Below are 14199 nucleotides of genomic sequence, written 5' to 3' on the forward strand. Positions count from 1 at the left end.
AGAAGAGGCAAGTCCGCAGGCCGATCCTGCGGGCTTTTCTTTGTTTTGTACAGTTCTATACTAAACAATAAATACAGTAATTAACGTGAAATACAGAAGCCGAGTGCTGTAATTCGAGAAATGAACAGTTTCTATCGGGAGCGGGATGAGGCAAGATAGAAATGCGGAAGCGGGATCGACCGTCCTCCGCTCATTCTAATCGCGAAGGAGAGATACCCGTGATGAAATTTAAACGACGGACGGTGACCGGCATGTTTCTGTCGCTTGTTCTAATGTCCGCGGCGTTCCCGTTACAAGTATCAGCCGCTTCGTCCCCGTCAGCCGGAGGCAACATCATCTCGGCAGCCGCATACGGCGCGAACGGCCAGGATGGACTGGACGACAAGGCTGCCATTCAAGCGGCGATTGATGCGGCTTCGGCGGGCGATACCATTCTCATACCAAAAGGCACTTACCAATTGTCAGGCACGGTGAACGGCAAATCGGATGTTTCGATTAGAGGCGAGAAACGGGATAAGACAATCATTCAATTCACCTCCGAAGCGGATACATACATGTTTTATTTGCATAATGTGACGAACGCATCGGTATCGGATTTAACGATGGATGCAAGTGGAAACCGAGTTGCCATGTCAGCCGTTGTCTCCGAAGGCGGCAGCCACAATAAGATGAACAATCTTAATGTCCGGAACTTTGTCGCGACGGAAGGCTTTGGCCCTCATGCGCTATATGTTGTGGGTTCAACTCATGTCAGCATTACCAATAACGTTGTCAATAATATTGGAACCGCTTCCATCTGGGGCGCGGGCGTTCGCGCGGGTTGGGGTTCCTCTAACGTATTAGTCGAGAACAACGTGATTTCCAATACGGGTCGCGGCGGGATTCTCATCAACGACGATAGTCCCGGAGCGATTATAAGGTCGAACAAAATAACGGGATCCGGATTGAAAGAGCACGGTTTGTCCATTGAACTTCATACCAACGTGGACAATTCCATAATTGAAGACAACGTTGTTGATTTCTGGATCAGCGCGGTTCGCTCCGACACCATTGCGGTTCGCCGCAATATTGTCAAACCGACGGACGGCAGAGTGGGCAGCATTGGCCTGGAGGTCATGGCGGACAATGCGGTAACAACGGACAATATCGTGGACGGCGGTCAGCAAGTGGGCATTCAGCAATCGCCTGGCACAGGTTATCAGCTGTGGGGGTATAACGTCGTCAAGAACATGGTCATGTGGGGGATGCAGCTGCAGGGTGAAGGCACGGGACAAATGGAACAGTTCCAATACTTCTACCGCAACAGCTTCATCAATACGCAGGAGGGCAACCCTGCCGCGGCGTATCCGGGATATGACGGGAACGGCGTACGGATTCACGGCAGTTCGCAGAATTTAACCTTTGATAGCAATCTCATCTCGGGCAACGGGCGCAAAGGCATCGAGTTCACGGGAGCGGCGGGCGTCGACCGGCTCAGCTTCACTAATAACCTGATCGTCGGCAATAAAGGCGTTGCGGTTGATCCTTATCCTGCAGCAGCCGGGCATTTGGAATGGAAAGGAAATACCGTTCTACGCAATGGAAGCAACGATCAGCCATCTTCACGCGGCTTCACCAATCCGAAGCCAACGGCGGATTTCGAAGCGCCAACGATCGTACGCGTCGGCGAGCCGGTTACGTTCGTGAACAAATCGAAGGATAACGGATCCATCTCGCATCAGCTATGGGATTTTGGTGCTGGACTGCCAAGCGAAAAATCGCAACCAACCTTCGTGTACGACCAGCTTGGCGCGTATCGCGTAACCTTAGTGGTGTGGGATAACGAAGGACGCGCTAGCTTGAAAGAACGTGTTATAGTGGTCCGCCCGGGCAAACCGGATACGCAGGCGCCATCCGTGCCAAGCGGTCTCGTGTCGCCTTTGCAAACCGATGAAACCATTGCGCTCAGCTGGACTCCAGCTTCGGATAACGTTGGGGTCGTCAGCTACGACGTGTATGTAGACGGAACGCTAGCTGGATCTACCGCTCCAGGAGAAACGACTTATCTGGTGTCCGGGTTGTCTCCGCTTACCACGTATACCATAACGCTGCGCGCCAGAGATGCGGCAGGCAACGTTTCGGCAATGGGCAAGGCCATTCAGGTTACAACAGAAGCGCCTGACGCCGTGCCGCCTGTCCAACCGGCCGGACTGACCGCTATAGCAAGCGGAGCAACAAGCGTGAGCCTCAGTTGGACGGAATCGACGGACAATAAGGCGGTCACGGGTTATGAAGTGTACCGAAACGGCCATCAGATCGGAACGACGACCGGAGCGCAATCAACCGGTTATGAAGCAACTGGCTTGCTGCCGGGAACATCTAACACGTTTACGGTGAAGGCGAAGGATGCCGCAGGCAATACTTCGGACGCCAGCGATCCAGCCACCGCTGTTCAGGCTGCACCGGCAGGCGACGTGTATTTAAGCGATTATGTTTGGGACAGCGGAACGGCAGGCTGGGGCAATATTATGAGGGATAAATCTTCCGACGGCAGGCCGATCACGCTTAATGGGATTGAATACGCCAAAGGAATGGGCACGCATGCGGCATCGGAGATTATCTACACCGTTGGGGGCGCGTATAATCGCTTTCTCGCAGAGGTTGGCGTAGACGATGAAACTTACGGAAACGGCCAGGTGTCCTTCCAAGTTTGGCTGGACGGCAACCTTGCTTACGATAGCGGCAACATGACGGCAACCTCCGAAACGGCATTGATAGATCTCGATATTAGCGGCGCGCAACAATTGAAGCTGATCGTCACGGACGGCGGCAATGGCACCGATTGGGACCATGCGGATTGGGGGAACGCGCGCATCCAATACGGGATCGGCGAGTAGTTAGCCGGAGAGCGGCATTCACGTGAATAAGGGGAGGGTGACCGCTTCGAACGAAGCGGTCACGGTCTCCCGCATCCTTTCTTGAAGGGAGGTGAGGCATGGTACATAACGGCAAGCGCAAGGAAATGGCATTCTTTTGCAGGCAGGTATGGATCTCATCATTCCATTGTAGAAAGTGAGAGTGAAATCATGAAACTAGCGAAGTCATTCAGGACTTCCAGGACGAACAAAAAAGTCGTAAGTATCTTATGTACGGTCGCTTTGCTGCTTCCGATCATCCCGGCGGTTCCGGCTTACGCGGCAACGCTTAACGTAACGTCCTACGGCGCGAACGGCACGGATACGGGCGATGACAGTGCGGCATTCCAAGCTGCCGTCAATGCGGCATCTAGCGGCGACACGGTGTATGTCCCTAATGGTACGTACTACTTAGGCAGCTCTGTTAGCTTGAAGTCCGGCGTCAAACTCACCGGCCAGAGCCGGGACAATACGGTTATTGAATACAACTCTACGACAGCCAATACCTTCTTCTCCCTATACAACTTGTCCGGTGCCGAAGTTTCCTCGATGACGCTTGATGCCAATAACAGTACCGTTCCGCAGTCCGCCGTCGTGTCTGAGAACGGAAGCGGCAACAAAATATTGAATTTGAAAGTAAAGGACTTTGGTATGTCCTCCGGCTTTGGCCCGTTTGCGTTATACGGGGTTAACACGGACAATCTGACCATTAAGGATAACGTGGTTACCAACATTGGCGTCAATTCGGACTGGGGCGGCGGCGTGCGCGTAGGCTGGGGTTCGGATTATGCCTTAATCGAGAATAACTATGTCGCCGACACGGGCCGCGGCGGGATCTTCGTGAACGACAACAGCCCTCATGCCATCGTCCGCGGGAATACGGTAACCGGAACCGGTCAACAGATGGAAGGGCTTGGCATCGAGCTCCATACTGACGTCAACTACTCCCTCGTTGAGAACAATACGGTAGACCACTGGATCAGCACGGTGCGCTCTTCTTATATTGCCGTCCGCAACAACTATGTCGGCTCGAGCACGACGGTAGGCAACATGGGGCTTGAAGTGATGGTAGATCACGGCGTTACATCCGGCAATATCGTGGACGGCGGGCAGCAGGTAGGGATCCAGCAATCGCCGGGCACCGGTTACCAGTTATGGAACTACAACACCGTACAGAACATGGTCATGTGGGGCATGCAGCTGCAAGGCGAAGGCACAGGTCAGACGGAACAATTCCAATATTTCTACAAAAATACGTTTAAGAACGGGGCATCCGGTAATCCGGCTGCAGCTTATCCGGGTTATGACGGCAATGCCGTCCGTATCCACGGCAATACGAAAAACATTACGTTCGACAGCAACACAATTACGAACAACGGACGCAAAGCGATCGAAATTACGACCGCCGGCGGTACGGATAGCCTCAGCTTTATTAACAACACCATCACAAACAACGGAGGACCTTCCATCGATCAATATCCGTCCTCTGCGGCAAATCTGGAGTGGAGCAACAATACGGTAAGCGGCAATAGCACGAATACCCAGCTTACGAGCAGAGGATTCAGCGATCCAAAGCCGGTTGCTAACTTCACGGCTCCGCTCACCGTTCAGCTCGGTCAATCCGTGACGTTTACGAATACGTCGTCGGATAACGGCACGATTGTGGAGAATCTGTGGGATCTCGGCGAAGGTTTGCCGGTCACAACGGCTAGTCCGACCTATACGTATGAGAAGCCTGGAACTTACCAAGTTATTCTTGGCGTATGGGATAATGGCGGCCGTGCCAGCGTGAAAGAGCAGACGATTACGGTTATTGCGGGACCGCCGGATACGACTGCTCCAACAACGCCAACCAATCTGTCGTCTCCTTCGAAGACGGATACAAGCGTTTCCCTGACTTGGACGGCTTCAACGGATAATATAGGCATTGCCGGCTATGACATCTACAAAGACGGCGTATTGGCCGGTTCGACGGTTGGCTCTACTACAACCGCATTTACCGTAAGCGGCTTGACTTCGAATACGGCATACAGCTTTACCGTACGGGCGAAGGACGCTTCGGGCAACACATCGGGTCAGAGCAGCGCAATCAGTGTCACAACTAGCTCCATCCCTACGCCGGTATGGGTCGCTTGCGCAGGCGAGAACAATATGTGCAGCTTCACGGGTACCAAGGAAGTTCGTTATGGCGCGGCAGGACTCTACAATTATGGCACTTATACGAACGGCGTAATGTGCGGCAACAACATTTTTGGCGACCCGGCTCCAGGACAATATAAAACTTGCGATGTAAACATGGCGGTTGGCGGCGGTAGTGGTGGCGGCGATACGCAAGCGCCAACAGCTCCGGCAGGCCTCGCTTCGCCATCCAAAACTTCAACCAGCGTTAATCTATCATGGACGGCTTCAACGGACAATGTTGGCGTGACGGCTTATGACATTTATAACGGTTCAACGCTTGCCGGTTCAACAACTGGGGCGACTACATTTAGCGTAACGGGGCTGTCGCCAAGCACGGCGTACAGCTTCACGGTAAAAGCCAAAGACGCAGCTGGCAATGTCTCGGCTGCGAGTTCGCCGCTAAGCATTACAACAAGCGCGCCGGCAGGCGACACGCAAGCGCCTACGGCACCGACGGGGCTTACTTCGCCATCCAAGACGGCAACCAGCGTCAGCTTGTCGTGGACGGCTTCGACGGACAATGTTGGCGTAACCGGATACGAGGTGTATAACGGCTCGACGCTTGCCGGAACTACGACGGGTGCCACTACCTACAATGTTACGGGGTTGACCGCAAGCACCGCATATAGCTTCACCGTGAAAGCAAAGGACGCAGCCGGCAATGTCTCGGCCGCCAGCTCTGTGCTTAACGTGACGACTAGCGCTTCCGGCGGTCAGACGCCAACAGGTTCCATTACGCGCGAGTATTGGACGAATATAACAGGCAGCACGATTACCAGCCTTCCAACAGGAACAGCTCCTACCGGAACAAGCTCGCTCACAAGCTTCCAAGCTCCGTCGAACTGGGGCGATAATTACGGCACGCGGATCCGCGGTTATATCGTGCCAAGCGTGTCTGGCACCTACCAGTTCTCAATCGCTGGTGACAACAACAGCGTCTTGTACCTCAGCACGAATGATAATCCCGCAAACAAAACGCAAATCGGGGAAGTTGTCGATTGGGTCAATCCGCTCAGCTGGACGCAAAATACCGGCCAGCAATCCGGCCAGATCACGTTAACGGCTGGCCAACGCTATTACGTTGAAGTGCTGCATAAGGAAGAAGGCGGCGACGACCATGTCGCCGTAGCCTGGAAAACGCCCGGAAGCTCAACGTATTCCGTGATCGGCGGAGCTAATCTGGCGCCGATTCAATAAGCATTGCAATAAACCGCAAGCGGCGCGGAAGCCGCTTGCGGTTATTTTTTAAGATGTGACGGATCGGCCCGGTTACTCCGCTTTCAACATCTTTTTCTTTGCGGAAGTAACGATTAACAAGCACAATGGAATGGCAACGGCGCATACGGGAATGACGATCATTTCCCACAAATCCTGCAGCAGCACAATCGCTGCTTCGTTCGGGATCCACATGGCGATAAGAAAGATAAGAGGCGCGCTGAACCACATCAGGCGTTTCCATGACTTCACCCGCAGACATTTCCCCAATTCATAGCTGGTGATAAACAGATACAGCGAGATTTTCGCGAATACCCCGAAGATCCATATAAAGAGGACCAGAATATCGACGTTCTGGATGAAATTCAAGATGTTGATGGAACGAACCAGCATGAAGTAAGGGAATCTGAGTTCTTGCGCAACCGTCGGGCCAAAGACCAACAGCACCATGATCGTACTCAAGAAGAGCATCATGCCGGTTAACCCGACGCTTAGCATCGATTTGCCCATAACGTGCTTCGAGCTGGTAAGAAAGGAAAGCAAGACCAGAAGCATAAACGATTCTGCCAGAAAAGATGACGGGGCTAAGGAGGCGGTTATGATCTCCGTTAATTTGGCATCGCCGACAAGAGGTTGCAAGTTGTTCCACTTCACATTCGCCGCATTAAGAAGGAAACTAACGAGCAGTGTGAGGATTGTCACGGGTCCCGCAATTTCGCAAAAACGTCCGATTCCCGTAATTCCGCTTGTACCCGTCAAATAAACAGCAGCTCCTATAAGCAGCACCATCAAGAGCCACACTGGCGTTTTGTCCAACAAGACGAGATGGATGAAATCCGCAAAGGAACGAAGAACATCTCCCGATAAAATAAACCATGCCGTGAAATAGGGGAGGAGCAGCAATCGGCCAAGCCATGGCCCGAGCAGGTCTTGGCTGAATTCAGCCAGACTCCGGCCGGGATGCTGCATGCTAACCTTGACGACCAGAAAGGTGATAACTCCGCCAATAGCGTAGGAAATAAGCATGGACATCCAGGCGTCTTGCTTAGCCATTTCTATAGCTGGGGAGATCCGGAGCCAGACGGCCATGACTACCTCTACAATTGCCACGATCCAGAATACTTGCCATCCCGTTATTTTCATACCTTCGCTCCATTCCATAACCGCATCTATAAAACTCACATGGAAGAATTCGTTTGTCCAGGGTCCTCGTATTTAAGTTGCACCTCAGAGGTGATGGGAAGCGTGCTGAACGTATCATTCCAATGATCCTGCAGCTTTTTCCAATCGCCGGGGTACTTGCGATGAACCAGTTCGCCGATTCCGAAAATATCTGCTTTGTATTGTTGCTGGGCTTTTTGAATCAGCTTGCTGACTTCCTGCCCGGCTTCTTGGCTCAGACTGCTCTGAACCGTCTTGAGATCTTTGGCGGTAGCAGGATTAAGCGGAGAGTTGTTCTCCACGACGGTTCCGGTACCGTGCAGCACAATATGAACGCGCAGACCTTTCGAATCTTTCGTCACTCGGATGTGCCTACTTGGCTTCACTCTTAGGCTGATGCTGCCATTAATTTGGTCGTTTGCGGCGGTAACCGTAACCATTCTTTGCCGCCCTTTGATCCAGTTCGCATAATACGACTCTTCAGGCTTCAAATACCCGATCAACTTCAGCGACTTTTCTTTATTCAGTATCGCCGCCCCGGAATAGTTGAATTTCCCGCCGGAAGGCTGGATGCTGACCGCCGGCATTAATAAGGCTCCGCCATGAGGCAAGTAATCGCTGAGAAACTCCCGATAATAATAAGGCTTGATCCCTAGCGACAGCTGAACGCCGCTAAGTGCGGTGCTGATGAGCGGATCAAAGAGAGGTTCCGTCTTCAGAATATCCTTGGCCATTCCGTCTTTCACAATCCAAATGACAGACTTGATTTCCGACTTCGGATTACGCACGATCATATCGAGATACTTGCCAATTCCCTGATCGGCTAATCCTTGCTCCGCCATTCGTTCCCCAATCAGAATCGTCTGGCGATGGGCATAAAACAACGTACGGGACAACTGTGCCTGCAAATTTTGACCCGCGTCCATGAAATCCTTGCCGGTCGCGCTAACGACCGCATAACTTCTTTTTTTGCCGGGGCCGGTTTCCTGACTGCTGAAGCCCGCAGGAATGGCAATTTGCGAGCTGACTTCCAGACGTCCGTCTTGGTTAATATCAAGTCCGCCGCCAATAACCATCGCTAATTGGTTCGGTTCTTTCAGATTCCAGCAGCTGCTTGTTATGGCACCTAGCAACAATAAGCAAACTGTGACTTTTATCGTTCTCATCCATTCAACCGCCTTACCATTCGGGGATGCAGGTCAACTCATCCGTTTTCTCGGTCTTCTCCAGAGCACATTTCTCAGCTTGTTTTTCTTCGTTGGAGCAAGCGGCTCCAGATATGGCGTTCCCATCGGATTCAGTTGAATCAGATGGGACAAAATCAAGATCAAGCCAAGAGCCAAACCAAACAGTCCAAACAAACCGGACATGACGAGCAAAGGGAACCTAAGCATGCGCATCGGATAGCCAAATCGATAACGCGGAATGACAAATGACGAAATACCGGCTGCAGAAACAACGATTACGATTGGTGCGGAGATAATCCCCGCTTCTACAGCCGCTTGTCCGATAACCAAAGCGCCCACGATACTGACGAGCGGTCCGATTTGCTGCGGCAGCCGTATGCCGGCTTCCCTTAATCCCTCAAACATAAACTCCATCATAAATACCTCAATGACCGTCGGGAATGGAGACTGCTCTCTCAGCCCCGTAATGTTGAGCATCAGCTTCGGCGGTACCATTTCGGGATGAAATGTGGTGAGCGCAATATAAATGGACGGGAAGAGGAGCGAAAATAAAGCAAATAAATAACGGATCCACCGGTTCATCGTGACATACATAAACCGTTCGTAATAATCGTCCGGTGCCTGGAGTCCGTCCCAGAACGTCATCGGCACAACAAGCACGTTGGGAGTTCCGTTCACAAGTAGGGAGATTTTCCCTTCCATCAGCCCCGCCGATACGACATCAGCACGTTCCGTACTCATGATTTGCGGAAACGGCGAATATCCGGTGTCTTCGATATATTCTTCGATATAGCCGGATTCCAAGACGCCTTGAATATCGATAGCTTTGACTCTAGTCCGCACTTCATCAAGCAAAGTGGGGGACGGAAGACCTTCAATATAGGCGAGAATTACCTCCGTCTTTGTCAATTTGCCGACATGGAAAGATTCCATCTTCAAATCCGGCGTCACGATAATCCGCCTGAGCATGGTCGTATTCGTTCTGATCTGCTCGGTGAAGCTTTCACGGCTTCCGCGCAAAGCCGCTTCGTTGGAAGGCTCTTCAATGGATCTGGTCTCGAACTGCGAGACGTCAGCCAGTAGAATAGAAGCTTCCCCTTCCGCGAGAAAAGCGATCTGACCCCTTAGAATCAACTCCGTACATTCTTCGAAAGCGGTAACCTTCTTGGCCACCAGCGCGGCGACAAGCTCTTGCTCGCACATTTGCGCCAGGCTGTCGAGAACTCCGAGTCCCTGTGGAACTCCATGGTAAAGAAGAGGCTTCAACATACTGGATTGAACGAGTTCTTTATCTATCATCCCGTCAACGTACACCAGGAGAAGCTTGTCGTCACCACGCAAACTTAAGCGGCGGAATACAATATCGGAGCAATGTTCAAATATGGATTTTAACGTTTGTTCGTTGTCTCCAAGATGAGGACCGACCAAGCGTACACCTTCTTTGGGTGAAGGCGAACTATCGTTTGATGGCATGGGGTTTGGACACCTACCGCTGGAATTGATTAGTATTTCTTGATACTATACCCTATCGCCGAAGAAGCATACTTAACGGTCATTTGTACTTGCATTGGATCCGTATGTCTGTTATATAATAGGAACGTATGTTCTAAAACATTAAAAAAGGCAGTGATTCAAAATGTTGAATGATACCGAACGCAAGCTGCTTCGGATTTTGTATAACCGCAACGGACATCAGAACACGCCCGTCTCGATTCCGGAATTGGCGCGTTTCGCACAGCGGGAACCCGGTCAAATCCGGAAAGCGCTCGAACGTCTGCGGGAAGAACGGTTTATTGAATGGGAAGAACGAATAAACGCCGTCAAAGTTGTACCCGGATGGCAGCAATTTGCGAAATAAGGACATGTCCCGCGAGGGACATGTCCTTATTTTATTTGACAGCTAAAGAAAATTTTCGCAACAGCTGGTGTAATGCCTCAATCGCATCGCCTCTAAACTGTATACGTTAGTAAAGATAAAGATTAATAGATTTGGAGATGGATAGGAGGACGGTGAAGCGATGAAAATTATCGTAAACGAGAGAGAACTGAAAGAATATTTCGACGGGCTAGCCAAGCTGCTGCAGTCACGGTCATCCGACCGGTTTGACGCAACTGCGCTTATAGCTGAGCTGCGACAGTCATTGCGAGAGGAACTTGCCGAAGCTTATCTTGATGGGCAACGATCCGGCGCCAACAGCTTCAACAAACTGAAGCAAGTGTTTGATCCGTACACAGGCCGGCCAGCAGAGCTGTTAACCCCGGCGGGTACCGTTGAAGGAACCATAGCAAAAGTAAGCGGCGAATATCTGATTGTTCGTGAACATGGGGGGACAAGCGTAATGGTGCCGCTTGAACAGTTGGTATCTTTTCAATTGACGGGAAAGCAGGTGGAACGATGATTGAAGAATTGCAAGCATTGGTTAACATGGAGGTTCAAATCGCGACGGCGCTTGAAACGATCTGCGGCACAATTGTGTCGGTAGACGGTTCGGCGGTGACGCTCCGCACGTCCGAGGTGTTCGGGTATGAGAGCGGCAGTTATGCGATCATCCAGCTACGGTTTATTTCTTATATAAGACTGCTTTAATAAATGAAGATAACAAGGGAGGAGAGGCAAGTGTCATTAGAGCGCGTGCCGGGACTCGTCAGCATCGTCATTACGGTTTACAATAAGCTTCCCTTTCTGAAGGATTGCTTGACAAGCCTGCTTAATCAGACCTATCCGAACTGGGAGGTCATTCTAATCGATGATGCTTCAACGGACGGATCTTACGAATATATGATGAATTGGCTGAACGAGAACGAGCCTAACTTAAGGGAAGGCAAAGGAATCTATACGCTGCGGCTGCCTCGGAATGCAGGTTATGCGGGGGCTATAACGGCTGGCATGTATTTAGCCAAAGGCGAGTTTATCGCCATTCAGGATGCGGACGATTGGTCTCATCCGGAGCGTTTTGCAAGACAGGTCCGTTATTTGAACAACCATCCGCATATCGATCTGCTAGGCACCAACTACGAAGTGTTTGAAGACGGGAGTCCAGAGCTTCTGAAGCCTGTGCACTGGCTCAAATACGGCGATCAGATCGGGAAGGTGTATGAAAAAGGCGGACATTGCATCTGCCACGGTACCGCGATGTTCCGTGGGACTGTATTTGACAGGATCGGCGGGCATACAAGACGTATTGAAGGAGCTGAAGATTACGAGTTTATTGCAAAAGTGATCAAGCCGGGAGCAAGGAACGTGGACAATTTGCGCGAGGTGCTGTATTACTACCGCAAGCATCCGAAACAACGCTCGCGCGACTATTTCGGCAAGCCGAAGAAGGAACAAGATTATGACGCGTAATCGAATCCGGTTGCTCATGGTCATGGACAGCCTGGCTGTTGGCGGAACGGAAACCTATGTGCTTAGCCTCGTCAAATCTTTTCCGGCCATTGGCATCATGCCGGTCTACGCGGGAGGAACCGGCGTCATGTATGAATCCTTCGCCCGCATTGGCTGCCCGATTTATCGCGTTGGGCTCACAGCGGAACAGTTGCTTGACCCAGAGCAACAGGAGCAGGCGGAACGCGCGCTTATGCAAATCATGCGCAGCCGCAAGATTGATATCGTCCACATTCATCAAACGCCATCCGGGCTGTATGCGGCGGAAGCAGCGAGAAAGCTAGGCATCCCGGTTGTATTTACGGTGCACGGAGCGTATTATCCGCCCGAGCAGCTTCAACAGTTGAAAGCTGCGGGATGCATTTTCGTAAGCGTTAGTTTTCCTGTACAAGCCTATTTGGATGTTCTAGGCATCCCGTCCCATCTGATTGCGAACGGCATTGATTTCGATCAATTCCGTTCCGAATCTTCTGCCGCATTGAAAGCTAGCCTTCGTATACCGGAGGAGGAAAAAGTGATCGTGTATGCTTCCCGGCTGGCATGGGACAAAGCGGTTGTATGCGCCATGCTATTGCGGGCGGCACGTTCGATTCGCCTAAGCGGCTCTGCTCCTTTTCATGTCATTATCGTGGGATCGGGCAATCAGGCATCCGTAATCACCGAGCTGGCAGAAACCTTGAATCAGGAATGCAATACCGCGTTCATCCATTTGGTAGGAAGTCAGATGCGCATGCACGACTACTACAATATTGGCGATCTGGTTGTCGGAACCGGGCGCGTGGCGCTGGAGGCGATGGCCTGCGGCAAACCCGTCCTCGCGATAGGCAATCACGGCTATTTTGGATTAGTGGAGCAGGCTGTTTATGACGAAGCATGGCTTTATTATTTTGGCGATCATAACTCGAAGGAACGTCCCACCGAGCAGCGGATCGGAGAAGCAATCGGAGGACTTCTTGGTTCCGCGGATCAATTGGAGGAGATTGGAAGGCAAGGACAAGCGTGGGCGCGGGCGAACTTTCACATCCGCGACAAAGCGTTACAGATGAAAGAACTGTATGAAACCTTGCTGGCACAAACGAATTAGGAATGGGGAGAATGCAAAGATGCGAAAAGTATTGTATTTAGGGTGGATCGGGTTCAACAATCTGGGGGACGAGTGGATGTGGGAGATGTTCAACGAGCTGGCGGAGACCCATCTGAAGAAAGACGAATATCAAGTCATCCCCTCTTTGCCGAACGTGGAATGGAAGAAAGTAAACGAATACGACACGATTGTTCTCGGTGGCGGCTCGCTGATCGTTCCCGGTTACGTCGACCTGGTTCATGAAGCGCTTGAGCTTGGGAAAAACATCGTGTTCTGGGGCAGCGGACATGACCGTCTCCATCAATGGCTGCCTTCTGCAGACGGACGGTTGAAGCCGGCGGCCGCGCTTGAGACCGCGCCATACAGCAAGAAGCTGAAAGCGATTATGGAGCATAATGCTTATTGCGGCGTGCGCGGGCCGTGGACGGTTGATTATATAGAATCTCTTGGCGCCTATTCCAATAAGATCTCGATCAGCGGGGATCCCGCCATGCTGATGAACGCATTGAACCCGGTCGATAGGTCAGACAGAAGCGTCCAAATCGGGAACAAGCGGACGATTGGCATCAACTGGGGCACTTCCTATAACCGGATCTACGGCGGCAGCGAGGAAAAGGTGGAGAACGCGCTTGCCGAAGCCGGACGTACTCTGCTTGCGCTCGGGTATAACCTTCACCTGTATTCGGTATGGGGACCGGATAAAGAGGCTTTGGCCAGACTCTACGGTAAGATTGGCCATGACGAACGAGTAACGATGGATCCCAAGGTCTATTCGGCTGCGGATTATGTACAGCTGTTAAGCAGCTTCACGGCAACGATAAATTTCAAGCTGCATGCCAATTTACTATCCGCAGCGGCGAACGTTCCTTTTGTCTGTATCGGTTACCGGTTTAAGAGCTTTGATCTGATGCATGGTCTTGGTTTGGCGGATTGGATCGTAAGCGCGGATGATACGCAATTGAGTATTAAGCTAATTCAAAAAGCCCAGGCCGCGGCGGCTTGGAGAGAAGGGTATGCCAGCAAGCTTGAGGAAGGGCGGCAAGCCGCTTATCAATCGCTCGTTACGCCTTTCCGCGAAGGGTTGTTCTAATC

General features: G+C 51.7%; 11 protein-coding genes. 8 read left to right on the top strand and 3 right to left on the bottom strand.

From position 1 onward, the window contains the following. Positions 1-221: 221 nt before the first annotated feature. Both QQK89_RS24720 and QQK89_RS29685 read left to right on the top strand, forming a co-directional pair. Positions 222-2876, top strand: coding sequence for an NPCBM/NEW2 domain-containing protein (locus QQK89_RS24720; RefSeq protein WP_284241379.1), 2655 nt, complete (start codon positions 222-224; stop codon positions 2874-2876). 189 nt (positions 2877-3065) lie between these two features. Beyond that, positions 3066-6272, top strand: coding sequence for a fibronectin type III domain-containing protein (locus QQK89_RS29685; RefSeq protein ID WP_349816746.1), 3207 nt, complete (start codon positions 3066-3068; stop codon positions 6270-6272). 72 nt (positions 6273-6344) lie between these two features. Here QQK89_RS29685 and QQK89_RS24740 read toward each other — a convergent pair whose 3' ends face one another. The 3 genes from QQK89_RS24740 to QQK89_RS24750 are packed head-to-tail and all read right to left on the bottom strand — an operon-like array spanning position 6345 to position 10111. Beyond that, positions 6345-7433 (bottom strand): GerAB/ArcD/ProY family transporter, encoded by a 1089-nt coding sequence (locus QQK89_RS24740; protein ID WP_284241380.1) that lies wholly within the window; start codon positions 7431-7433, stop codon positions 6345-6347. A 35-nt stretch (positions 7434-7468) separates the two neighbouring features. Beyond that, positions 7469-8617 (bottom strand): Ger(x)C family spore germination protein, encoded by a 1149-nt coding sequence (locus tag QQK89_RS24745; RefSeq protein WP_284241381.1) that lies wholly within the window; start codon positions 8615-8617, stop codon positions 7469-7471. 33 nt (positions 8618-8650) lie between these two features. Beyond that, positions 8651-10111 (bottom strand): spore germination protein, encoded by a 1461-nt coding sequence (locus tag QQK89_RS24750; RefSeq protein ID WP_284241382.1) that lies wholly within the window; start codon positions 10109-10111, stop codon positions 8651-8653. A 163-nt stretch (positions 10112-10274) separates the two neighbouring features. Between QQK89_RS24750 and QQK89_RS24755 the strand changes: the two genes are divergently transcribed. The 6 genes from QQK89_RS24755 to QQK89_RS24780 all read left to right on the top strand — a co-directional run bounded on the left by QQK89_RS24755 (position 10275) and on the right by QQK89_RS24780 (position 14197). Further along, positions 10275-10496, top strand: a complete 222-nt coding sequence (locus tag QQK89_RS24755) for a hypothetical protein (RefSeq protein ID WP_284241383.1) — start codon at positions 10275-10277, stop codon at positions 10494-10496. Between the two features lie 160 nt (positions 10497-10656). Then, positions 10657-11037 carry a hypothetical protein gene (locus tag QQK89_RS24760; protein ID WP_284241384.1) on the top strand — a complete coding sequence of 127 codons (381 nt, stop codon included), beginning with the start codon at positions 10657-10659 and terminating at the stop codon, positions 11035-11037. Then, the gene (locus tag QQK89_RS24765) at positions 11034-11225 is read left to right on the top strand and encodes a hypothetical protein (protein WP_284241385.1); all 192 of its coding nucleotides are present in this window, start codon (positions 11034-11036) and stop codon (positions 11223-11225) included. Before QQK89_RS24760 ends, QQK89_RS24765 begins: the two co-directional genes overlap by 4 nt. A gap of 30 nt (positions 11226-11255) precedes the next feature. Next, a complete protein-coding gene (locus QQK89_RS24770; protein WP_284241386.1) occupies positions 11256-11984 on the top strand; it encodes a glycosyltransferase family 2 protein in 729 nt (242 codons plus the stop codon). Further along, entirely contained in the window at positions 11974-13107 is a 1134-nt protein-coding gene (locus QQK89_RS24775) for a glycosyltransferase (protein WP_284241388.1), read from the top strand. The genes QQK89_RS24770 and QQK89_RS24775 overlap by 11 nt, the downstream gene beginning before the upstream one ends. 19 nt (positions 13108-13126) lie before the next feature. Then, entirely contained in the window at positions 13127-14197 is a 1071-nt protein-coding gene (locus QQK89_RS24780) for a polysaccharide pyruvyl transferase family protein (protein WP_284241389.1), read from the top strand. Positions 14198-14199 lie beyond the last annotated feature (2 nt).

Source organism: Paenibacillus glycanilyticus (assembly GCF_030161375.1).
GTDB classification, from domain to species: domain Bacteria; phylum Bacillota; class Bacilli; order Paenibacillales; family Paenibacillaceae; genus Pristimantibacillus; species Pristimantibacillus glycanilyticus_B.

Bases quoted from the DNA above. Each gene is read 5' to 3' on its own strand.
- QQK89_RS24720 (WP_284241379.1), top strand. From the start codon at position 222: ATGAAATTTAAACGACGGACGGTGACCGGCATGTTTCTGTCGCTTGTT.
- QQK89_RS29685 (WP_349816746.1), top strand. From the start codon at position 3,066: ATGAAACTAGCGAAGTCATTCAGGACTTCCAGGACGAACAAAAAAGTC.
- QQK89_RS24740 (WP_284241380.1), bottom strand. From the start codon at position 7,433: ATGAAAATAACGGGATGGCAAGTATTCTGGATCGTGGCAATTGTAGAG.
- QQK89_RS24745 (WP_284241381.1), bottom strand. From the start codon at position 8,617: ATGAGAACGATAAAAGTCACAGTTTGCTTATTGTTGCTAGGTGCCATA.
- QQK89_RS24750 (WP_284241382.1), bottom strand. From the start codon at position 10,111: ATGCCATCAAACGATAGTTCGCCTTCACCCAAAGAAGGTGTACGCTTG.
- QQK89_RS24755 (WP_284241383.1), top strand. From the start codon at position 10,275: ATGTTGAATGATACCGAACGCAAGCTGCTTCGGATTTTGTATAACCGC.
- QQK89_RS24760 (WP_284241384.1), top strand. From the start codon at position 10,657: ATGAAAATTATCGTAAACGAGAGAGAACTGAAAGAATATTTCGACGGG.
- QQK89_RS24765 (WP_284241385.1), top strand. From the start codon at position 11,034: ATGATTGAAGAATTGCAAGCATTGGTTAACATGGAGGTTCAAATCGCG.
- QQK89_RS24775 (WP_284241388.1), top strand. From the start codon at position 11,974: ATGACGCGTAATCGAATCCGGTTGCTCATGGTCATGGACAGCCTGGCT.
- QQK89_RS24780 (WP_284241389.1), top strand. From the start codon at position 13,127: ATGCGAAAAGTATTGTATTTAGGGTGGATCGGGTTCAACAATCTGGGG.